The 20,317-nt window shown below is 69.6% G+C and carries 18 protein-coding genes; 11 read left to right on the top strand and 7 right to left on the bottom strand.

What is annotated here, in order from left to right; genetic code table 11:
* The 5 genes from AOZ53_RS18705 to AOZ53_RS18690 all read right to left on the bottom strand — a co-directional run.
* On the bottom strand, positions 1–1,077 hold a 1,077-nt coding region (locus AOZ53_RS18705), incomplete at its 3' end, for a YXWGXW repeat-containing protein (RefSeq protein WP_082385680.1).
* A gap of 31 nt (positions 1,078–1,108) precedes the next feature.
* A complete protein-coding gene (locus AOZ53_RS34745) occupies positions 1,109–1,252 on the bottom strand; it encodes a hypothetical protein (protein ID WP_006390060.1) in 144 nt (47 codons plus the stop codon).
* A 249-nt stretch (positions 1,253–1,501) separates the two neighbouring features.
* Positions 1,502–1,909 carry a DoxX family protein gene (locus tag AOZ53_RS18700; protein ID WP_054430654.1) on the bottom strand — a complete coding sequence of 136 codons (408 nt, stop codon included), beginning with the start codon at positions 1,907–1,909 and terminating at the stop codon, positions 1,502–1,504.
* A 171-nt stretch (positions 1,910–2,080) separates the two neighbouring features.
* Positions 2,081–3,469, bottom strand: a complete 1,389-nt coding sequence (gene dbpA, locus AOZ53_RS18695) for an ATP-dependent RNA helicase DbpA (protein WP_054488861.1) — start codon at positions 3,467–3,469, stop codon at positions 2,081–2,083.
* A 111-nt stretch (positions 3,470–3,580) separates the two neighbouring features.
* Positions 3,581–4,339: an IclR family transcriptional regulator gene (locus AOZ53_RS18690; RefSeq protein ID WP_054477595.1), complete on the bottom strand. Its 759-nt coding sequence runs from the start codon at positions 4,337–4,339 to the stop codon at positions 3,581–3,583.
* A 159-nt stretch (positions 4,340–4,498) separates the two neighbouring features.
* Here AOZ53_RS18690 and xsc point away from each other — a divergent pair, with 159 nt between their 5' ends.
* From xsc to AOZ53_RS18635, 11 genes are all read left to right on the top strand, one after another.
* Positions 4,499–6,310 carry a sulfoacetaldehyde acetyltransferase gene (gene xsc / locus AOZ53_RS18685; protein ID WP_054488859.1) on the top strand — a complete coding sequence of 604 codons (1,812 nt, stop codon included), beginning with the start codon at positions 4,499–4,501 and terminating at the stop codon, positions 6,308–6,310.
* Positions 6,311–6,314: 4 nt separating this feature from the next.
* Positions 6,315–7,244, top strand: coding sequence for a bifunctional enoyl-CoA hydratase/phosphate acetyltransferase (locus AOZ53_RS18680; RefSeq protein WP_054488857.1), 930 nt, complete (start codon positions 6,315–6,317; stop codon positions 7,242–7,244).
* A 131-nt stretch (positions 7,245–7,375) separates the two neighbouring features.
* Positions 7,376–8,962 carry an ABC transporter substrate-binding protein gene (locus tag AOZ53_RS18675; RefSeq protein ID WP_054488878.1) on the top strand — a complete coding sequence of 529 codons (1,587 nt, stop codon included), beginning with the start codon at positions 7,376–7,378 and terminating at the stop codon, positions 8,960–8,962.
* A 12-nt stretch (positions 8,963–8,974) separates the two neighbouring features.
* Entirely contained in the window at positions 8,975–9,943 is a 969-nt protein-coding gene (locus AOZ53_RS18670; RefSeq protein WP_054488855.1) for an ABC transporter permease, read from the top strand.
* Positions 9,940–10,845 carry an ABC transporter permease gene (locus tag AOZ53_RS18665; protein WP_054430650.1) on the top strand — a complete coding sequence of 302 codons (906 nt, stop codon included), beginning with the start codon at positions 9,940–9,942 and terminating at the stop codon, positions 10,843–10,845. The genes AOZ53_RS18670 and AOZ53_RS18665 overlap by 4 nt, the downstream gene beginning before the upstream one ends.
* On the top strand, positions 10,845–12,476 hold the full coding sequence (locus AOZ53_RS18660) for an ABC transporter ATP-binding protein (protein WP_054488853.1): 1,632 nt from the start codon (positions 10,845–10,847) through the stop codon (positions 12,474–12,476). Before AOZ53_RS18665 ends, AOZ53_RS18660 begins: the two co-directional genes overlap by 1 nt.
* Positions 12,469–14,130, top strand: a complete 1,662-nt coding sequence (locus tag AOZ53_RS18655) for an amidohydrolase (protein ID WP_054488851.1) — start codon at positions 12,469–12,471, stop codon at positions 14,128–14,130. Before AOZ53_RS18660 ends, AOZ53_RS18655 begins: the two co-directional genes overlap by 8 nt.
* A 1-nt stretch (position 14,131) precedes the next feature.
* A complete protein-coding gene (locus AOZ53_RS18650) occupies positions 14,132–15,064 on the top strand; it encodes a CobW family GTP-binding protein (protein ID WP_054488849.1) in 933 nt (310 codons plus the stop codon).
* 142 nt (positions 15,065–15,206) lie between these two features.
* The gene (locus AOZ53_RS18645) at positions 15,207–15,599 is read left to right on the top strand and encodes a nuclear transport factor 2 family protein (RefSeq protein ID WP_054430646.1); all 393 of its coding nucleotides are present in this window, start codon (positions 15,207–15,209) and stop codon (positions 15,597–15,599) included.
* A gap of 39 nt (positions 15,600–15,638) precedes the next feature.
* Positions 15,639–17,069 carry an NAD(P)/FAD-dependent oxidoreductase gene (locus tag AOZ53_RS18640; protein ID WP_054488847.1) on the top strand — a complete coding sequence of 477 codons (1,431 nt, stop codon included), beginning with the start codon at positions 15,639–15,641 and terminating at the stop codon, positions 17,067–17,069.
* A 152-nt stretch (positions 17,070–17,221) separates the two neighbouring features.
* On the top strand, positions 17,222–18,487 hold the full coding sequence (locus AOZ53_RS18635) for an MFS transporter (protein ID WP_054488876.1): 1,266 nt from the start codon (positions 17,222–17,224) through the stop codon (positions 18,485–18,487).
* Here AOZ53_RS18635 and AOZ53_RS18630 read toward each other — a convergent pair.
* Positions 18,435–19,154, bottom strand: a complete 720-nt coding sequence (locus AOZ53_RS18630) for a class II aldolase/adducin family protein (RefSeq protein WP_082380529.1) — start codon at positions 19,152–19,154, stop codon at positions 18,435–18,437. The genes AOZ53_RS18635 and AOZ53_RS18630 overlap by 53 nt on opposite strands.
* A 28-nt stretch (positions 19,155–19,182) precedes the next feature.
* On the bottom strand, positions 19,183–20,178 hold the full coding sequence (locus tag AOZ53_RS18625; RefSeq protein WP_054430644.1) for a tripartite tricarboxylate transporter substrate binding protein: 996 nt from the start codon (positions 20,176–20,178) through the stop codon (positions 19,183–19,185).
* Positions 20,179–20,317 lie beyond the last annotated feature (139 nt).

Below are 20,317 nucleotides of genomic sequence, written 5' to 3'. Positions count from 1 at the left end.
CGCCGGTTGCGGACGCGCCTGCGGCTGGGCCTGCGGGGCCGGTCCGCGCGCGGGCGGGGCGGCCTGCGGCGAGCCATGGAATTGGCCCTGGGGCTGCGCCTGCGGGCCACGCGGCTGGCCCGGGGCCTCGGCCTGCGGCGCGCGTCCCGGACCGGGCTGCTGCGCCTGGGGCGGCGTGCGCGCCTGCCCCGGGGCCGCGCCTGCCGGCATGGCGGCGGGATTGCCGCGGTTCATGTCCGGCCGCGCGCCGGGTCCGGCGCCATTGGGGCCATTGCCGGGGCCGCCGCCAGGGCGCTGGCCTTGCGGCGGCGCGTGGTCGACGAAGGCTTGCGGCGGACGTCCCTGGTTACGGTCGAAGAACTGGGCGCGGTTGCCGCCGGCATCGCGGGCGAAGCCGCGTTGCAAGTCGGTGGGCGGACGGTGCGGCTCGTTGCGCGCGGCAACCTCGCGCGGATCGGCCCGGCGCTGGATGCCCGCCGGACCGCCGTTGTAGCTGATGCGGCGGTTGTCGATATTGTTGTTGACCACCACCGTGTGGTTGTAGACGTTGGTGACGCGGGTGACGTTGATGTTGGTCACGGCGCGGTTGTAGAAGAACCGGTCATGGTCCCAATAGCCGCCGACGAAGCCGATGCCGATATAACCAAAACCATAGTTGATGCCGCCATAAAAGCCGATATGCGGGCCCCAGTAGCCGGCGTGCCACAGGTAGACGCCGTCGACGAAGCCCCAGTACCCCGGGGTCCACAGCGCGCCGGTGTAGGGCGCCAGCACCCAGGCGCCCGGGACCCAGAAATAGCCGTAGCGGTTCAGGCTCCAGTAACCCGGAACCCACATGTAGCCGTCGCCGGGAGCGGGCGGCTGGGTGTAGACCGGCAGGGGCGGGGGCGGTTGGGGGCTGCGGTCGATCGGCGCCAGGTTGGCATTGGCGGGATCGCCGCTGTCGTAGGCCGGGGCGGCTGGCGCGGGCGGCGCGGGCGGCGGCGCATAGGTCTGCGCCACCGCGCCCGCGCCGACCGTCATCAGGATGGCGGCGGCCAACGGACGCAAGTGGGGAATCCTGGCGATGGCATTCATGGCGTTTCCTTTGCGCGATGGGGCGCGTGGATCAATAGCCGTGGTAGTAGTAATGCGGCGCAGGGTAATAGTAATAGGCGGGCGCCGGCCGGTAGTAGGCCGGACGCGCCGGCACCACCACGCAACCGGAAAGGGCGCTGGCCATCGCCAGCATCAACAGAATCGTCTTCTTCATTTGGGATCTCCTGCCGAGCGCCTGGCGTGCGTCACGCCTTCTTTGGGCTCGTAGGGATTAGGCCATGGCCGCGGGGGCGAGTTCTGGGTCTGTAATGGATCCGAAACAGCTTTCAGGTGACGGATGTTTGCGCCGGCGTGACCGTTGATGTCGTTCGTAGCAATTGTTCCGGCGCGCGCCGGCCTTGCGCCCATGAAAAAAGGCCGCCTCGCGGCGGCCTTCCGGGTGGCGCGGTTTGCGCCGGGGCGGTCAGTTCCAGCGGCCGCCGTTGCCGGCCAGGCTGAAGCGGCCGGCGCCCATGAAGGCGATGGCCAGGGCCGTGAACAGGAACATGCCTTGCAGTTCCAGCGCCCAGCCGCCGTTGTTGGTCAGGCTGGTGAATTGGCCGGTGTGCGCCAGCAGGATCGCGACCACCATGTTGATGGCGATGATCAGGCCGCCCAGGCGGGTGTAGATGCCAACGATCAGCAGCACCGGCGCGAGGATTTCGCCGATGTAGACGCCATAGGCCAGGAAGCCGGGCAGTCCGTGCGAGGACAGCATGCCGCCAATGCCGCCGACGCCGCCGCCGGTGATCTTGAACAGGCCATGGAGCAGAATCAGAATACCGAGGGTCAGGCGCAGGATCAGCTTGCCGGTGTCATCGGACTTGATCATGGTGGATTTCTCTTTTGATGGTTAAGGGATGCAATGCGCCGGTTGGAGCGCACGCCGAGCCTTTGGTTCCCGCTCCCGCGCCAGGGTGGCGCGAGGTGGGCCATTATTGCAAATCCCGAATATGACCATCAAGCGTTTACGTCCGCGTGGCGGGCGCCCGCTGACGAATGCTTACAGTTCCTCGAGGTAGCGCATGCGGAAGCGCCGGCCCTTGATGTTGCTGTTGGACAGGTGCGAGAAGGCCTGCTTGGCGATCTTGCGGTCCAGCGCCACGTAGGCGTTGAACTCGGTGATGTTGATCTTGCCGACCTGCTCGAAGGCCAGGCCGCCGTCGCCGGTCAGGGCGCCCAGCAGGTCGCCGGGGCGCAGCTTGTCCTTCTTGCCGCCCTGGATGCACAGGGTCACCATGGGCGCGCGCAACGGCCGGTCGGCCTTGGGGCGCAGCGATTTCAGGTCGCCCCAGGTCAGCGGCGCGCCCTGGTATTGCTCGATCAGGTTGGCCCAGCGCATTTCGTCGGGCGAGCACAGGCTCAGGGCCAGGCCCTTCTGCTCGCCGCGGCCGCTGCGGCCGATGCGGTGCACGTGGACCTCGGTGTCCTTGGTGACGTCGACGTTGATGACCGCGCCCAGGTTCTGGATGTCCAGGCCACGCGCGGCCACGTCGGTGGCCACCAGCACGGCGCAGCTCTGGTTGGCGAACTGGATCAGGATCTCGTCGCGCTCGCGCTGTTCCAGGTCGCCGTTCAGCGCCAGGGCGCTGATGCCCTCGGCCTGCAGCCGTTCGACCAAGTCGTGGCTGCGGATCTTGGTGTTGCAGAAGGCCAGCGTCGAGACCGGGCGGAAATGCGCCAGCAGCCTGGCCACGGCGTCCAGGCGCTCGTCGGGGTCGATCTCGTAGAAGATCTGTTCGATGCGGCTGGCGTCGTGCTGGGCCTCGACCTTGACCTCGGCCGGGTTGCGCAGGAAGCGCGCGCTCAGCTTGCGGATATTGTCGGGGTAGGTGGCCGAGAACAGCAGGGTCTGGCGCTTGGCGGGGCAATGCGAGGCGATCGCCACGATATCGTCGTAGAAGCCCATGTCGACCATGCGGTCGGCCTCGTCCAGCACCAGCGTGGTCAGGCCGGACAGGTCCAGGCTGCCGCGTTCCAGGTGGTCCTGGATGCGGCCGGGCGTGCCCACCACGATGTGGGTGCCGCGCGCCAGCGATTCCGCTTGCGGGCGGGCCGCGGCGCCGCCGCACAGCGTCAGGATCTTGACGTTGGCGATCTGGCGCGCCAGCCGGCGCAGTTCCTGCGCCACCTGGTCGGCCAGCTCGCGGGTCGGACAGAGCAGCAGCGCCTGCGGCGTCAGGCGGGTGGCGTCGAGCTTCTGCAGCACGCCCAGGCCGAAGGCCGCGGTCTTGCCGCTGCCGGTCTTGGCCTGCGCGATCAGGTCGCGGCCCTCCAGGATCAGCGGCAGGCTTTGCGCCTGGATCGGCGTCATGTGCTCGAACCCCAGGCTTTGCAGGTTGTCGAGCAGGGCGGGCAGGAGGGGCAGGGTGGTAAAGGGCGTCTGGGTCACGGTCAGGCTCTCGCAGGAACTGCGATAAATACGGATTCGGCCGACAGTGTAAGGCCTGGGCGCCCGCCACGGCCGTCAGGGCGGCCTCGCCAAGGGCGGGGCCTCGGCGCGTCAGGCCGACGGTTCGTAGGTGCCGGCCAGCGCCCGCGCCGCTTCCTGCATGCGCGGCAGCCAGGCGCGCGCGCCGTCGATCGACAGCCGCGCCACCGGCGCGTGCAGCGCCACCGCGGCGATGGCGCGGCGCCCGCGCATGATCGGCACCGCCATGCAGACGATGCCCAGCAGGAATTCCTCGCGGTCGAAACTGGCGCCTTCCTTGCGGATCGCCAGTAGCTCGCGTTCCAGCGCCGCCGCGTCGCATAGCGTGTTGGGCGTGTAGCGCGGCAGCGGCGCCGCCGCCAGCAGCCGTGCGCGCGCCTCGCGCCGCATGTGCGCCAGGAACAGCTTGCCGCTGGCGCTGCAATGCAGCGGCACGCGCGAGCCGGGCTGCAGGTTGACGCGCAGCGGCCAGGCGGTCTCGACCCGGTCCAGGTAGATGACCTCGTCGCCGTCCAGCATGGTGCAGTTGCAGGTCTCGCCGATCTCGTCGACCAGGCTGTCGAGGATGCGGTGGCGCTCGGCCCGCAGCGGCGAATTGAGCAGGGTGTCGCGCGCCAGCAGCGCCAGCCGCGGGCCGGTGATGTAGCTCTTGCCGGCCGGTTCGCGCAGCAGCATGCCGGCGTCCACCAGCCGCGACAGGATGCGCAGCACCGACGGCTTGGGCAGGCCGGTGGCCTCGGTCAGCGCCGCCAGCGATACCGGCGCCTCGGAACCGGCGACCTGTTCCAGCAGGGTCAGCGCGCGCAGCGCCGCGGAGGATTCGTCTTTCATCTTTCAATATTTGAAGATTTGGCGAAAGGCCGCCAGGTTGGTGCGGATTCTGCAGAAAATGGAACGCCGCAGGGTGGGAAACGCCGGGCTTCTGCTGCAGTATCGGTTTACCCCGGCCAATATGCAATCCAAGCCGCGCCGGTCCGCCAGGAGAGAGACATGAGCAGCAAGCAACACATGACCCCCAGCGAAGCGTTCGTCGAGACGCTGGTGGCGCAGGGCGTCAAGGACGTATTCGGCATCGTCGGCTCGGCCTTCATGGACGCGCTGGACCTGTTCCCGGCCGCCGGCATCCGCTTCGTGCCGACGGTGCACGAGCAGGGCGCCGCCCACATGGCCGACGGCTATTCGCGCGTCACCGGCCGCCACGGCGTCTGCATCGCGCAGAACGGTCCCGGCATCACCAACTTCGTCACCGGCGTGGCCGCGGCCTACTGGGCCCACAGCCCGGTGGTGGCGATCACGCCCGAGACCGGCACCTCCGGCATGGGCCTGGGCGGCTTCCAGGAAACCGAGCAGCTGCCGATCTTCTCGCGCATCACCAAGTACCAGGCGCACGTCAACCGCCCCGACCGCATGGCCGAATTCACCGCCAAGGCCTTCGACAACGCGCTGGCCGAGCGCGGCCCGACCCAGCTGAACATTCCGCGCGACTATTTCTATGGCGAGATCGACGTGGCCATTCCGGAGCCGCGCCGCATCCGCCGCGGCCCGGGGTCCGAAGAAGACCTGGAAGCGGCCGCGCGCCTCTTGGCCAGCGCCAAATTCCCGGTGATCGTGGCCGGCGGCGGCGTGCTGTTCTCGGCCGGCCAGGCCGAATGCGTGGCGCTGGCCGAGCTGCTGGGCGCGCCGGTGGTCACCAGCTACCTGCACAACGACGCCTTCCCGGCCAGCCATCCGCTGTGGTGCGGGCCGCTGGGCTACCAGGGCTCCAAGGCCGGCATGAAGCTGCTGTCGCAGGCCGACGTGGTGCTGGCGCTGGGCACGCGCCTGGGGCCCTTCGGCACCTTGCCGCAGCACGGGCTGGACTACTGGCCGCAGCACGCGCGCATCATCCAGGTCGACGCCGACCACCGCATGCTGGGCCTGGTGCGGCCGGTGTCGGTGGGCATCTGCGGCGACGCCAAGCCGGCCGCGGCGGCGCTGGCCGCGAAGCTGCGCGATCGCGAGGTCGCCTGCGTGGCCACCAAGGCGGCGCGCGGCGAAGAGATCGGCGCGCAGAAAAGCGCCTGGGAAAAGGAACTGGACGGCTGGTCGCACGAGCGCGACGACTGGAGCCTGGACATCATCGAGCATGGCGGCGGCCGCATGCATCCGCGCCGCATGCTGCGCGAACTGGAGCGCGCCATGCCCAAGCACGTGATGGTGTCCACCGACATCGGCAACATCTGCTCGGTGTCCAACAGCTACCTGCGCTTCGACGAGCCGGATTCGATGTTGGCGGCCATGAGCTTCGGCAACTGCGGCTACGCGCTGCCGGCCCTGATCGGCGCCAAGCTGGGCCGGCCCGACCGGCCGGCGGTGGCCTACGTCGGCGACGGCGCCTGGTGCATGAGCTTCCAGGAGCTGCTGACCTGCGTGCGCGAGCGCATCCCGGTGACGGCGGTGGTGTTCCACAACGGCCAGTGGGGCGCGGAAAAGAAAAACCAGGTGGACTTCTACGGCCGCCGTTTCGTCGGCAGCAACCTGCAGAATCCCAACTTCGCGGAACTGGCGCGGTCCATGGGCGCCGAGGGCATCCGGGTCGAGCATGCCGACCAGGTCGGCGCGGCGCTGCAGGCCGCGTGCAAGGCGCAGTCCGAGGGCAAGACCACCGTGCTGGAAATGATGGTGAGCCAGGAGCTGGGCGATCCGTTCCGCCGCGACGCGCTCAAGCAGCCGCTGCGCCTGCTGGACAAGTACAAGCGCTACGTCAACCAGCCGTTCCAGCCGGGCGAGGTGCCGCTGCCGATCGACCCGGTGCGCGGCTGACGCCATGGCCAGCGACCGCTTGTTCGAGCCGCTGCGGGCCGCGGCGCTGTCGGCCGGGCGGGTGCGCACGGCGGTGGCCTATCCGCTGTGCGCGTCCAGCCTGGGGGCGGCGGTGCAGGCGCGCGAGGCCGGCTACATCGAGCCGCTGCTGGTCGGGCCGGCGGCCCGGCTGGCGGCCCTGATGGCCGAGCTGGGCCTGCGCCCCGGCTCGCTGGAGATCGTCGACACCCCCGACGACGAGGCGCTGGCCGCGCGCGCCGCGGCCGGCCTGGCGCGCGACGGCGCGGTCGGCATGCTGATGAAGGGCAGCCTGCACACCGACCACTTCATGTCGGCGGTGGTGGCGCGCGAATCCGGGCTGCGCACCGGCCGGCGCATCAGCCACGCCTTCGTGATGGCGGCCGCGGCCTATCCCAAGTTGTTAATCCTGACCGACGCCGCCGTCAACATCGCCCCGACCTTGCAGGAGAAGGCCGACATCGCCCAGAACGCCATCGACCTGGCGCGCGCGCTGGGCGTGGCGCGGCCCAAGGTGGCGGTGCTGTGCGCCACCGAATCGGTCAACCCGGCGATGCCGGCCACGCTGGATGCGGCGGCCCTGTCGAAGATGGCCGACCGCCAGCAGATCCGCGGCGGCCAGATCGACGGCCCGCTGGCGTTCGACAACGCCATCTCGCGCCAGGCGGCCGAGCAGAAGGGCATCGTCTCGCCGGTGGCGGGCGATGCCGACATCCTGCTGGTGCCCGATATCGAGGCCGGCAACATGCTCTACAAGGAGCTGACCTGGCTGGCCGGCGCGGCCACCGCCGGCCTGGTGCTGGGCACGCGCGTGCCGGTGCTGCTGACGAGCCGCTCGGACGCGGTGCAGGCGCGGGTCGACAGCTGCGCGGTGGCGGCGTTGTATGCGCGGGCGCTGGCGGCCGGCGCGCGCTGAGCCGGGTCAACCGCCGGCCTGGCACCAACAAGTCCGGCGGTTTGGTACTAAGCGGGGGCCCCCGGGTTGACTAGGCTAGCGCTACCGCCATCGTTTGAATGGCTCATGCCAACAATACCAAGGGGTGGATGATGCGCAGCGCGACACGCGGCTTTGCCGCAATACTGACAGCATGGGCAATGGCGGCCGGCACGCACGCGGCCGTGGCCGCCGATGCGCCCAAGCCGGGCGGCACGCTGGTGATCGGCTCGACGCAGGTGCCGCGGCACCTGAATGGCGCGGTGCAATCGGGCATTGCCACGGCGCTGCCCAGCGCCCAGCTGTTCGCCAGCCCGCTGCGCTACGACGCCGACTGGAAGCCGCAACCCTACCTGGCGCAGTCGTGGGAACTGGCGCCGGACGCGAAATCGCTGACCCTGCACCTGCGTCACGACGCGCTGTTCCACGACGGCCAGCCGGTGACGTCGGCGGACGTGGCGTTCTCGGTGATGGCGGTCAAGCAGAACCATCCGTTCCAGAGCATGCTGGCGCCCGTCGAAAGCGTCGATACGCCCGATCCCTACACCGCCGTGCTGCGCATGAGCCGGCCGCACCCGGCGATCCTGCTGGCGCTGTCGCCGGCGCTGATGCCGGTGCTGCCCAAGCACATCTATGGCGACGGCCAGGACCTGAAGAACCATCCGCGCAATTCCGCCAACGTGGTCGGCTCGGGCCCGTTCACGCTCAAGGACTTCAAGCCGGGCCAGGAGATCGTGCTGGAGCGTTTCGACAAGTTCTTCGAGAAAGGCAAACCCTACCTGGACCGGGTGGTGGTGAAGATCAATCCCGACGCCACCAACCTGCTGATCGGGCTGGAGCGCGGCGACATCGGCGTGCTGCCGTACATGACCGAGCCGACCATCCTGCGCCGCGCCAAGGACAACCCGCAGATCGTCATGACCAACCGTGGCTACGAGGGCATCGGCGCGCTCAGCTGGCTGGCGTTCAATACCGCGCGCAAGCCGCTGGACGACGTGCGCGTGCGGCAGGCGATCGCCTACGCCACCGACAAGGGCTTCATCACCAAGGCGCTGAACGCCGGCTTCGCCCAGCCGGCGGACGGGCCGATCGTGGCCTCCAGCCCCTTTGCGACCCAGGACCTGAAGAAGTACCCGCTCGATCTGAAGAAGGCCGAGCAGTTGCTGGATGACGCCGGATTCAAGAAAGACGGCAAGGGTGAGCGCATGACCCTGACGGTCGATTACATGCCCGGCAGCGACGTGCAGGGCAAGAACGTGGCGGAGTACCTGCGCAGCCAGCTCAAGAAGGTGGGGATCGCGGTGCAGGTGCGCGCTTCGCCCGACTTCCCGACCTGGGCCAAGCGCATCGCCAGCCATGATTTCGACATGACCACCGACCTGGTCTTCAACTGGGGCGATCCGGTGATCGGCGTGCACCGCACCTACCTGTCGAGCAATATCCGCGACATCATCTGGACCAACACCCAGTCCTACAAGAACCCCAAGGTCGACGAATTGCTGGAACAGGCCGGCACGGAAACCGACGAGGCGAAGCGCCGCGCGCTGTATGCGCAGTTCCAGCAGATCGTGACCGAGGACCTGCCGATCGACTTCCTGACGATCATTCCGTACCACACGCTGTCGTCCAAGAAGGTGCATGGCCTGCCCGATGGCATCTGGGGCCTGCTGTCGCCGCTTGACGATACCTACTTGCAATAGCGGGAGGCGGCCATGTTGCGCTATCTCGCGCGTCGGATCGGCTACGCGGTGGTGTTGCTGCTGGCGGTGGTGACGCTCAATTTCCTGCTGATCCACATCTCGCCCGGCGATCCGGTCGAGACCATCGCCGGCTCCATGGGGGGCATCAGCGAGGAACTGCGGGCCCAGTTGCGGGTCCAGTACGGGCTGGACCGGCCGTTCCTGGTTCAACTGGGACTGTATCTGTCGCAGGTGGCGCGCGGCGATCTGGGCTATTCCTATTTCTTCAACCTGCCGGTGGCGCAGCTGATCTGGGAACGCGTGCCGGCCACGCTGCTGCTGGTGGTGACGTCGGTGTCCAGCGCCTTCGTGGCCGGCACCGCGCTGGGCACGCTGGCGGCGCGCAAGCCCAACGGGCCGCTGTCGCAGGGCATCACGCTGATGTCGATCGTGGGCTATTCCGCGCCGGTGTTCTGGACCGGCATCATCCTCATCATCCTGTTCGCCTCGGCGCTGCCGCTGTTCCCGGTGTCCGACATGCGTTCGGCGGGCGGCCCCGAGGATGGCTGGGCCGGGGTGCTGGACGTGTTGCACCACCTGGTGCTGCCGGCCTTCACGCTGGCGTTCGTGTACCTGGCGCAATACAGCCGGCTGGCGCGCGCCAGCGTCATGGATGCGCTGGCGGCCGATTACATCCGCACCGCCCGCGCCAAGGGGCTGCCGGAGCGCATCGTGCTCTACCGGCACGCGCTGCGCAACGGCGTGCTGCCGGTGGTGACCATGCTAGGGCTGCAATTCGGCAACGTGCTGGCGGGCGCCATCCTGGTGGAAACGGTTTTCAACTGGCCGGGCCTGGGCCGGCTGGCGTTCGATTCCGTGCTGCGGCGCGACTATCCGACCCTGCTCGGCATCCTGCTGTTCGCGTCCCTGCTGGTGGTGGTGATGAACCAACTCACCGACCTGGCCTACCGGCTGATCGATCCCAGGATAAAGACCTCATGAGCCAAGCCCCTCCCACGCTTTCCGGCGGCGTCGCCGACGCGGCCCGCCCGCGATCGGCGCGGCCCGCGTACGAGGCGCTGCGCGTGTTCGTCCGCAACCCCGGCGCGCTCATCGGCGTGCTGCTGCTGGCCGCCATCCTGGCGCTGGTGCTGTTCGGGCCCCTGGTGATGCAGGCGGATCCGTTCGAGATCGCCAGCGCGCCGATGGAGCCGCCGGGCGGCGACCTGCTGCTCGGCTCGGACTATCTCGGCCGGGACGTGCTGACCGGCCTGATCCATGGCGGCCGCGCCACCCTGCTGGTCGGGGTGGTCGCGGCGGTGCTGTCGATGGCCATCGGCATCACCGTGGGCGCGCTGGCCGGCTATTACGGCGGCTGGGTCGACGAGACGCTGATGCGCATCACGGAGTTCTTCCAGGTGCTGCCGGCGCTGCTGTTCGCCATGGTGCTGGTGACCTTGTTCAGCCCCTCGCTGACCACTATCGCGGTGGCCATCGGCGTGGTCAGCTGGACCGGCACCGCGCGCCTGGCGCGGGGCGAATTCCTGAGCCTGAAGCAGCGCGAATACGTGCTGGCCGAAAGGGTGATCGGCTCCAGCAACGCGCGCATCATCTGGCGCGTCATCCTGCCCAACGCGCTGGCGCCGCTGATCGTGTCGGCCACGCTGGCCATCGGCACCGCGATCCTGTTCGAGGCGGGGTTGTCCTTCCTCGGGCTGGGCGATCCCAACGTGATGAGCTGGGGCCTGATGATCGGCAGCAACCGGCCCTACATCCTGACGGCGTGGTGGGCCGTGACCCTGCCGGGCGCGGCCATTTTCGTCACGGTGCTGGCGGTCAGCCTGATCGGCGACGGCCTGAACGATGCCCTCAACCCCAAGCTGGCCAGCAAACGGAGGGCCTGATGAGCGCACTGCTTGAAGTCCGCGATCTCGGCGTGTCCACCCTCAACGGCGGCCCGGCGGTGGTGCGAGGCGTGTCCTACACGGTGAACCGCAACGAGATCCTGTGCGTGGTGGGGGAATCGGGGTCGGGCAAGTCGGTCACCGCGCAGGCCATCATGGGCCTGCTGCCGCCGGACCAGCTGCGCGTGACGCAGGGCCAGATCCTGTACGGCGGGCGCGACCTGGTCGGCCTGTCGGCGGCGGATTGGCAGGGCCTGCGCGGCCGCAAGTTCGGCATGGTGTTCCAGGAGCCCATGACCGCGCTCAATCCGCTCATGCGCGTGGGCCGGCAAGTGGAGGAAGTGCTGGCCTGGCACACCCGGCTGGATGCCGGCGCGCGCCGGCAACGTGTCCTGGACCTGTTCGGCCAGGTGCTGCTGCCCGAGCCCGCGGCCATGTATGACGCCTTTCCGTTCCAGCTGTCCGGCGGCCAGCGCCAGCGCGTGGTGATCGCGATGGCGCTGGCGCTGGAGCCGGACGTGTTGATCGCCGACGAGCCCACCACCGCGCTGGACGTCACCACGCAGGCGCAGATCCTGGCGCTCATCCAGGACATCCAGCGGCGCATGGGGATCGGCGTCATTTTCATCACGCACGATTTCGGCGTGGTGGCCGACATTGCCCATCGCATCGTGGTGATGCGCCAGGGCGTGGTGGTGGAGGCGGGCGCGGCCGACGACATCCTGAACCGGCCGCAGCATCCCTACACCCGCCAGCTGATCGCGGCGGTGCCCCACAAGCCCGAGGGTAAGGAGGAGGCCGCCGCCACGCCGCCCCTGATGCGCGTGGCCAACCTGTGCAAGACCTTCGTCACCGGCGGGCGGCGGGTCGACGCGTTGCGCGACATCTCGCTGGAGATCCGCCAGGGCGAGACCCTGGGGCTGGTGGGCGAATCCGGGTCCGGCAAGTCCACCCTGGGTAGCGCCCTGATCGGACTGCTGGCGCCCGACAGCGGCAGCGTGCAGCTGGAGGGGCGTGAGCTGGTGGGCATGACGCCGCGCCAGTTCCGTCCCTACCGGCGCCAGATCCAGATGGTGTTCCAGGACCCCTACGCCTCGCTCAATCCGCGCCAGCGCGTGGTCGATTCGGTCGCGCAGGGGCCGATCGGTTTCGGCGAGAGCCGGCAGACCGCGTTGCGCGAGGCGCGCGAACTGCTGGCGCTGGTGGGGCTGGGCGGCGATGCCGGCGAACGCTATCCGCACCAGTTCTCGGGCGGCCAGCGCCAGCGCGTCGGCATCGCCCGCGCCCTGGCGCTCAAGCCGCGGCTGCTGGTGGCCGACGAGGCGGTCTCGGCGCTGGATGTGTCGATCCAGGCGCAGGTGCTGGACCTGCTCAAGACGATCAGCGACCAGTTCGACCTGTCGGTGCTGTTCATCACCCACGACCTGCGGGTGGCGGCGCAGATCTGCGACCGCATCGCCGTGATGCGGCGCGGGCAACTGGTGGAACTGGACCGCGCCGCCGCCATTTTCTACCACCCCCGGCATGAGTACACGCGCCGCCTGATCGACGCGGTGCCGGGCAAGGCCTGGAACAAGCCCGATCCGCAGGCGCTGGCGGACCCTTCAACCTGGAGCACGCAGCATGCATGACACCGAGTCTTCCGCCCGCACGACGATCTACGCCGCGCGCGCCATCCTGACGATGAATCCGGCCCAGCCGCGCGCCACGCACGTGGCGGTGCGCGAGGGCCGCATCCTCGGCGTGGGCAGCCGCGAAGACCTGGCTGGCTGGGGCGACGCCGCGCTGGACGAGCGCTATGCCGACCACATCCTGATGCCGGGCCTGGTGGAAGGGCACTGCCACCTGCCGGAAGGCGGCATGTGGCAGTTCGCCTATGTCGGCTACTACGACCGGCGCGGGCCGGACGGCCGCGTGTGGCCGGGGCTGAAGAGCTTCGAGGCGGTGGCGGCGCGCCTGCGTGAGTTCGCCGCCGGCCTGGCGCCGGCGCAGGCGCTGATCGGCTGGGGCTTCGATCCGATCTTCTTCGGCGGCCAGCGCATGAGCGTGCGCGACCTGGACGCGGTGTCGGCCGACCGGCCGGTGGTGGTGATGCATGCCAGCATGCACCTCATGAATGTGAACACGCCGATGCTGGCGCGCGCCGGCATCGACCGCGACACCGATATCGAGGGCATCAGCCGCTTTGCCGACGGCCAGCCCAGCGGGGAGCTGTGCGAGTTCGCCGCCATGTTCCCGGTGATGCGGCTGATCGGCAATCCGTTCCGCACCGTGGGCCTGTCGGAAAACGGCCTGCGCATGTTCGGCAAGGTGGCGCAATGGGCCGGCGTCACCACCGCCACGGATCTCGTCAACGAACTGGGCGACGAGGGCCTGGCGACGCTGGCGCGGGTCACGGCCGAGCCGGACTATCCAGTGCGCATCGTGCCGGCGGCGTCCGCGCTGGCCTATGCCGGCGATCCGGCCGCCTGCCTGGCGAAGCTGCGCGAGGCCGGCCGGCTCAACCATGGCAAGCTGCGCCTGGGCATGGTCAAGCTGGTGGTGGATGGCTCCATCCAGGGCTTCACCGCCAGGGTGCGCTGGCCGGGCTACTACAACGGCGCGCCCAACGGCATCTGGGTCATCGCGCCGGGCGAGCTGGACGCCCTGGTGCAGGCCTATCACGACGCCGGCGCGCAGTTGCACATCCACACCAATGGCGACGAGGCCACCGAGCTGGCCATCGACGCCATCGACCGCGCCTTGCGCCGCAGTCCGCGGCGCGACCACCGCCACACGCTGCAGCATTGCCAGATGGCGGACGCGGCCCAGTTCCGCCGCATGGCCAGCCTGGGCATGTGCGTGAACCTGTTCGCCAACCACATCTTCTATTGGGGCGACGCCCACCATGCCCTGACCATGGGGCCGGACCGCGCCAACCGCATGGACGCCTGCGCCTCGGCCGCGCGGGCAGGGGTGCCGTTCGCGATCCATTCGGACGCGCCCATCACGCCGCTGGGGCCGCTGTTCACGGCCTGGTGCGCCGTCAACCGCCAGACCGCCTCGGGCCGGGTGCTGGGCGAGTCCGAGCGCATCAGCGTCGAAGCGGCCTTGCATGCCATCACCCTGGGCGCGGCCTACACGCTGCACATGGACCACCTGGTCGGCTCGATCGAGGTCGGCAAGCACGCCGATTTCTGCGTGCTGCGCGACGATCCGCTGGAGGCGCCGCCGCAACGGCTCAAGGACATCGAGGTGCTGGGCACCGTCATCGGCGGCCGGCCGCTGGCGCTCCAGGCGGCCTGACATGGCGCGCATCCCGCTGACGGTGGTGGGCGGCTTCCTGGGCGCCGGCAAGACCACCTTGCTGAACCACGTGCTGGCCTCGGGCAGGCGTCGCGCGGCGGTGCTGGTCAACGATTTCGGGCCGGTGGACATCGACGCCGGCCTGCTGGCGCAGCGCGCCGACAAGGTGATCCGTCTGGCCAACGGCTGCGTCTGCTGCTCGATGGCCGGCGGCCTGGACGACGCGCTGGCGCGGGTGCTGGCATTGGACCCCGCGCCCGAATGGATCGTGATCGAGGCCAGCGGCGTGTCCGACCCCGGGCGCATCGCGCAGGTGGGCCTGTCGGATCCGCTGCTGCAACTGGAGGCGGTGGTGGTGCTGGTGGACGCCTGCGGCATCCGCGACACGCTGGCCGATCCCCTGCTGGCCGATACCGCGCAACGCCAGCTGCGCGCGGCCGACCTGCTGGTGCTGAACAAGACCGACCTGCTGCCGGCGGCCGGCCTGCCGGCGCTGCGCGACTGGCTGCGGAGGCAGTCGGGCGGGGCGCCGATCGTGGCGACGCGGGAGGCGCGGGTGGAACTGGCGATGCTGGCCGGCGGCTCGTCCGAGGCCCATGCGTGCCGCGGACCGCATTGCGGCCACGCGGCGCACGATCCACGGCATCCCTTCCAAAGCTGGCTGTGGCCGGCGCCGGCCCTGTTGCACGCCGACCGCCTGGCCGAGGCCCTGCGGCAACTGCCGCGCCATTGGCTGCGGGCCAAGGGCTGGGTGCGCACCGAACGCCATGGATGGGTGCTGGTGCAACTGGCCGGGCGGCGGGTGCGCTTCGACACGCGCGCGGCGCGTCCGCCCGAGGCGCAATCGCCCGGGCTGGTCTTCATCGGCATGCGCGGCCTGACGCGGGGCGAGGAGGTCGCGGCGCGGCTGGCGTCGGCGGCGGCGGCGGCCTGAGCCGCGGCGCCATCGCCCGCGCCGGCGGCAGGCTGGTGCAAGCGATTTGCCGCGTCTGGTTCTAGACCCTGCCCGACCCCCCGCGTACCTTGGATCCAGAGCCTGGGCGCATGCCGCGCCCGGCGATCGAGGAGGGTAGGCAATGCACAAGACCGTCACCGTGGACATGCTGGCCGAGTTCGCGGCCGCCTGGAACCGCCACGATATCGACGCCCTGATGTCCTTCATGAGCGAGGACTGCGTCTTCGAAACGGTGGGCGGCCCCGAGCGCTGGGGCGCCCGGCACAGTGGCCGCGAGGCGGTGCGCGCGGCCTTCGAGGCGGCCTGGAAGAACTTTCCCGATGCGCAATGGAACAACGGCCGCCACTGGGTGGCGGGCGACCGCGGCGTGTCGGAATGCACCTTCACCGGCACCGCCGCGGACGGCTCGCGGGTCGAGGCCGACATGGTCGACGTGTTCACGTTCCAGGACGGCAAGATCCGCGTCAAGAACGCCTTCCGCAAGCAACGCCCGGCGCTGCCGGCCCGCGCCTGAGCCGACGCCGCCACCGGACACCGCCCCATGGATGCCGCTATGTCTTCCGATCTGTCGAATACCGCCGGCACGTTCGTCGATCCCGCCGGCACGCCAGCCGCCAGCCCGGCCGCCAGCGCCTACAACCCGACCTACGACCCGCTGGTGTCGCCGCCCGGACGCGGGCAGGAATACGCGCCCACCTACTGGGTCGCCACGGCCGGACCGCCGCCGGCGGACGACGGGCCGATCCAGGGCGACATCGAGGCCGACGTGGTCATCGTCGGCTCGGGCTTCACCGGCCTGTCGGCGGCGCTGGCGCTGGCGCGCGACTACGGCGTGCGGGCGGTGGTGCTGGAGGCCAACCGCGCCGTGTGGGGCTGCACCAGCCGCAACGGCGGGCAGGGCCAGAACGCCTCGGGCCGGCTATACCGCTCGCAATGGATCGAACGCTGGGGGCTGGAGACCGCGCGCCGCCTGGACGCCGAGATCCACGAGGGCTTCGACTACTGGAAGAGCCTGGTGGCGCAGATCGATTGCGATGCGCAGCCCGGCGGCCATCTCTACACCGCGCACCGCGAGAAGAAGATGGACTTCCTGCGCAACGAGGCGCGGGTGATGCGCGAGCAGTTCGGCTACGACACCCGCATGCTGACCCGCGACGAGCTGCGCGAGCGCTACGTCGACGACCACGAGGCGATGGGCGCCTTGCTCGAACCCGACGGCATCGGCGTGCATCCGCTGAAGCTGGCCTACGGCTACATGCGGCAGGCCCGCGCGCTGGGGGTACGGCTGCATCCGGGCAGTCCGGTGCTGGGCTGGACCGAAGAGGGCGGCGGCTACCGCCTGCAGACCCCGGGCGGCACCGTGCGCGCCCGGCGCGTGGCGTTCGCGACCGGCGGCTACACGGCGCAGGGGGTGAACCGGCTGCTGGACAACCGCATCATGCCGATCCTGTCCAATTCCATGGTGACGCGGGTGCTGACGCCCGACGAACGGGCGCGGGCCGGTCTGAAGAGCACCGTGTTCATCACCGATACCCGCACTCTGCGCTTCTACTACCGGCTGTTGCCGGACGGCCGCATGCAGATCGGCAGCCGCAGCGCGCTGCGCGGCGCCGACGCGCAGCATCCGCGCCACCTGGCGCTGCTGCGCGATGGCCTGGCGCGCAAGTTCCCGGCGCTGCGCGGCATCGACGTGGACTACGCCTGGACCGGCTGGGTCGACGTCAGCCACGACATGATGCCGCGCATCACCCAGCCCGATCCGGCGCGCCAGGTGTTCTACGCCTTCGGCTACGGCGGCAACGGCGTGGCGTTCTCCGCGCATGCCGGCCGGCGCCTGGCGCAGCGCATGATGGGGCAGGACGGGGTCAGCTGGAATTTGCCGATTTACAACACGCCGCTGCCCGGCCACCTGTTCGCGCCGTTCCGCCGGATCGGCCAGGCGCTGCTGTACCGGTGGTACTACCTGCGAGACGAGGTGCTCTGACCGCCGGGCCTGGCCTGGTCGCCCCGCCTGACAGTTTTGCCCGCGCGGCGGGCGCGCAATCCGGTCGCCTGGCGCGCCCGGATTGCTGGTACTGTGCTGCATCCGTGGACCCCACAACGCCCGTTGCACCGATGCGCAGCCCGCCGCTTGCCATGCCGCCGTCGCGGCCCATTCCGCCATTCATCGCGCCGCGGGATGCGGCCTCGCTGTTGGCCGACAGGGTGCCGGCGCGGCTCCTGATTCCCTATCTGCTGTCGGCCCTGGCGCTCGCCATTGCCTATGGCGCCAGCTTCCTGCTGGCCGACGCCTTGCCGGCCGCCGGCTTCGAGGCCGCCGAGGCGGGCACGGTCATCAGCATCGGCACCCTTGCCACGCTGGCCGGTTCCACCTTTGCCGGCCGGATCGCGCAGCGCATCGGCATCCTGCCGGTGATCGCCGCGGCCGCGCTCATCATGGCGCTGGCGCTGGGCTGCTTCGCCCTGGCGGCCAGCGCCGGCATCGCGGTGGCCTATGCCGGCGGCGTGCTGCTGGGCCTGGGCTGGGCGCTGTTCTACATGCTGGCGCCGATCCAGCTGATCCATTGCCTGAAGCCCGCGGCCCGGCTGGAGGCGCTGACCCTGCTGTCCGGCTCGCAGATGCTGGGCCTGGGGCTGGCCGCGCCCCTCGGTCATTTCCTGGCGGCGCGGTTCGGCGGCGCCCCGTTCGCCTTTGGCGCCTACGCGGCGGTCTGCGTGGCCGCGGCCGCGCTGGCCTGGGGGCTGCGCGGCCCGCTGGCGCGGTTGCCGCAGCTGCCGATGAACGCCGTGGCGCTGTCGCTGCCGGCGGTGGGGCGGGTGCTGCGATCGCGCGCCTGGATGCCCGTGCTGATGATGGGCTTGTCCGCCTGCACGTTTGCCGGACTGTCCACCTTTCAAAGCCTGTATGCGCGGCCGCTGCGCCTGACGCCGGACACGTTCTTCCTGACCTTCACCATCACCACGGTGGCGCTGCGCTTTTCGGTGGCCTCGCTGATCGGAAAACTGCCCTTGCGGCCGCTGGCGCTGTGCCTGTTCGGGGTGACGCTGGCCGGCATCGCGCTGCTGGCGGTGAATCCGGGCAGCGTCTGGCTCTATGTCGGCGCCACCGTGCTGTTCGCCACCGGCTACGGCCTGACGTATTCGACCCTGAACGCGATGGTGGTCAACATCGCCGGCGAATCGGACCTGTCGATGCCGGTGGCGTCGCAGGTGTTCACGCTGGGCTACTTCGCCGGCGCGTTCGGGTTTCCGTATGTCGCGGGCAGGCTGATCGCCGCCCACGGCATCGACGTCGTCCTGGGCGCGATGATGGCGCTGGTCGCGGTGAACATCGCCATCGCCGGCGGGATCACGCTTGCCCGGACGCCTGCTTCTTCCAGAGCTCCCAAGGACGATTCATGACGCCGGCCATCATATCGTCGGCCAGCGCCGCTTCCTCGTCCGACAGATAGGTGATCTCGCCGTTCAGGCCGATCGCTTTCTGCTGGAGCGAGGCATTCATCTCCGTGTAGATGGCGCGGTAGACCGCCACCGGAATGTCGCCGCCGACCGCGACGAAGCCATGTCCGCGCATCAGCGAGACCTTGCTCTGGCCCAGGGTCTGCGCCAGTTCCCGGCCGTGATCGCGATTCCTGACGAGCATGTCGGTGTGGCCGAAGCAGCAGCGGATGTCGAACACCGGCGCGCCGGCGCCGAGGAATCCGGCCATGTGGTAGATCGGGCGCAGGCGCACATTCGATCCGGCATAGGGGATCACCGACGGCGAATGGCTGTGGACGATGGCCTGCACGTCGGGCCGCGCGCGATAGATCTCGCCGTGGATATAGCGCTCGAGATAGGGCTTGCGGCCGTCCGCGGCGGCGGTCTCGGAGGTTTCGTCGAATTCCATGATGTCCTGCGCGGTCACCAGTTCCGGCGCCAGCGAGCGCGACAGCAGGAAATGCGCGGGGTTGTCGGGGTGACGGACGCTGACATGGCCGAAGCCGTCGAGCACGCCGAAGCGGGCCAGGATGCGGTTGGCGGTGACCAGGTCGTCGATGACCTGTTGGTATCGGGTGGAAGTGCTCACGTGATGTTTCCCTTGTATTGCGTGATGGCTATTGCGGGTCCAGCGAGATGCCCGATTTGCTGGCCAGGGCGCTGTACAGTCCCAGGTCGGTGTCCAGTTGCCGGGTCATCGCGGCCGGGCCGGCCTCGACCACCTCGTAGTAGCGGTCGCGGAACTCCTGTTGCACGGCGGGGTTGCCCATCGTCGCGGCCACCGCCTGCTCGAACCTGGTCTTCACGTCCGCGGGCAGATCGCGCGGGCCGAGGATGCCGAACCACACGGAAATGTCGAGGTCGCCGAAGGGCGCGGTCTCGGCGATGGCGGGCACGTTGGGCAGGAACGAGACCCGCTGCCTGGAGGCCACCGCGATCATCCGCAGCTTGCCGGCGTCCGCATGCGGGGCCAGGTTGGGAATCGTGCTGAACAGCACCGGCACCTGGTTGCCCAGCCCGTCGTTGATGGCGGGCGCGCAACCCTTGTAGGGCACGTGGACGATGTCCAGTTTCGCCATCTGCTTGACCGACTCGCCCACGAAATGCTGGGGCGTGCCGTTGCCGCAGGACGAATAGCTCAGCTTGTCCTTGTTCTGCTGGATATAGGCGACGAGTTCCGGCACCGTCTTGGCGGGAATCGCGGGATTGACGCCCAGCGCCACCGGCGCCGACACCAGCAGCGAGATCGGCGTCAGGCTCTTTTTCACGTCCGGCGTGCCGCGCATCTGCAGCGCGGCGTTGATCGTGAGCGTGCTGTTGGTCAGCAGGAAGGTATAGCCGTCAGGCGCCGCGCGCGCCACCTGCTGCGCGCCGATGTTGCCCGAGGCGCCCGGCTTGTTGTCGACGATGACGGTCTGGCCGCCCAGCTGCTGCGGCAGTTTCGCCGCCACCAGGCGCGCCACCACGTCCGCGCCGCCGCCCGCGGCGAAGGGCACGATCAATGTGATGGGCTTGGCGGGATAGGGGGCCTGGGCCCAGGCGGGGGAAAAGCCCAGGGCGAGCGCGAGGGCGGCGCCCAGCCGCAAGCGCCTCGCCATGCATGGCTTGGTCATGTTGATGTCTCCGTATGGTTTTTTTATGTGGAGCCATTATCTGGACCTGGCCATGCGAGTTCCAATGAAAAAATATTATTTTCCATACGATGGCGCGTATGGCGGCGTCGGCGGCGTCAGGCGGCCGTATTACGCCGAT

It is taken from the genome of Achromobacter sp. 2789STDY5608621 (assembly GCF_001299375.1).
GTDB lineage: Bacteria > Pseudomonadota > Gammaproteobacteria > Burkholderiales > Burkholderiaceae_B > Achromobacter > Achromobacter insuavis.
This window is presented reverse-complemented; position numbering and strand designations above follow the sequence as displayed.

Excerpts from the sequence above, each read along its gene's own strand:
- AOZ53_RS18635 (WP_054488876.1), top strand. The coding sequence starts at position 17,222 with ATGCCGCCGTCGCGGCCCATTCCGCCATTCATCGCGCCGCGGGATGCG.
- AOZ53_RS18645 (WP_054430646.1), top strand. The coding sequence starts at position 15,207 with ATGCACAAGACCGTCACCGTGGACATGCTGGCCGAGTTCGCGGCCGCC.
- AOZ53_RS18700 (WP_054430654.1), bottom strand. The coding sequence starts at position 1,909 with ATGATCAAGTCCGATGACACCGGCAAGCTGATCCTGCGCCTGACCCTC.
- xsc (WP_054488859.1), top strand. The coding sequence starts at position 4,499 with ATGAGCAGCAAGCAACACATGACCCCCAGCGAAGCGTTCGTCGAGACG.
- AOZ53_RS18665 (WP_054430650.1), top strand. The coding sequence starts at position 9,940 with ATGAGCCAAGCCCCTCCCACGCTTTCCGGCGGCGTCGCCGACGCGGCC.
- AOZ53_RS18650 (WP_054488849.1), top strand. The coding sequence starts at position 14,132 with ATGGCGCGCATCCCGCTGACGGTGGTGGGCGGCTTCCTGGGCGCCGGC.
- AOZ53_RS18660 (WP_054488853.1), top strand. The coding sequence starts at position 10,845 with ATGAGCGCACTGCTTGAAGTCCGCGATCTCGGCGTGTCCACCCTCAAC.
- AOZ53_RS18640 (WP_054488847.1), top strand. The coding sequence starts at position 15,639 with ATGTCTTCCGATCTGTCGAATACCGCCGGCACGTTCGTCGATCCCGCC.
- AOZ53_RS18670 (WP_054488855.1), top strand. The coding sequence starts at position 8,975 with ATGTTGCGCTATCTCGCGCGTCGGATCGGCTACGCGGTGGTGTTGCTG.
- AOZ53_RS18655 (WP_054488851.1), top strand. The coding sequence starts at position 12,469 with ATGCATGACACCGAGTCTTCCGCCCGCACGACGATCTACGCCGCGCGC.
- AOZ53_RS18680 (WP_054488857.1), top strand. The coding sequence starts at position 6,315 with ATGGCCAGCGACCGCTTGTTCGAGCCGCTGCGGGCCGCGGCGCTGTCG.
- AOZ53_RS34745 (WP_006390060.1), bottom strand. The coding sequence starts at position 1,252 with ATGAAGAAGACGATTCTGTTGATGCTGGCGATGGCCAGCGCCCTTTCC.
- AOZ53_RS18675 (WP_054488878.1), top strand. The coding sequence starts at position 7,376 with ATGCGCAGCGCGACACGCGGCTTTGCCGCAATACTGACAGCATGGGCA.
- AOZ53_RS18690 (WP_054477595.1), bottom strand. The coding sequence starts at position 4,339 with ATGAAAGACGAATCCTCCGCGGCGCTGCGCGCGCTGACCCTGCTGGAA.
- AOZ53_RS18625 (WP_054430644.1), bottom strand. The coding sequence starts at position 20,178 with ATGACCAAGCCATGCATGGCGAGGCGCTTGCGGCTGGGCGCCGCCCTC.